This window comes from Corallococcus sp. AB049A (assembly GCF_003668885.1).
Classification (GTDB): Bacteria; Myxococcota; Myxococcia; order Myxococcales; family Myxococcaceae; genus Corallococcus; species Corallococcus interemptor.
Genome location: NZ_RAWL01001105.1, coordinates 1 through 446, shown reverse-complemented (window position 1 = coordinate 446; position 446 = coordinate 1). Strand labels below are relative to the sequence as shown.

The following is a 446-nucleotide window of genomic DNA, read 5'->3' as shown; positions in this document are numbered from 1 at the left end:
AGGAACAACAGGCCGAACGTGAAAGGAAGGAGCAGGAGAAGAAGGAAAAGGAACGTGCCGAACAGGAAAGAAAGGAACGCGAAAAGAAGGAAAGACTCGAAAGAGAAAAGGAAGCCAAGGCCAAGCAGGAGAAAGAGCGCCAACAACGCGAACGTGAATCCAAGGAGAAGGAAAAGAAACAACAGGAAGCGGCCAGAAAGCGCGAGAGAGAGCAAGAACGTGAAAGGCAAGAACAAGAAAGGGAAAAAGCTCGCAGAGAGAAGGAAAAACTGGAGAAGGAGAAGGAGCGAGAACGTGAGCTGGAGCGCGAGAAAGAACGGGAAAAGAAGCTCCGTGAAAGAGAAAGAGAGCGCGAGAGAGAAAGAGAAAGAGAAAGAGAGAAGGAAAAGGACAGAAGAACCCAAGAAGCCAAGTCGAGATCACGAACTGCCGCAAAGGTAGTAAAC

General features: G+C 49.1%; 1 protein-coding gene. It reads left to right on the top strand.

All coding sequences use genetic code 11. The features are described 5' to 3' along the window. On the top strand, positions 1-446 hold a 446-nt coding region (locus D7X55_RS43910), incomplete at both ends, for a hypothetical protein (protein WP_199747418.1).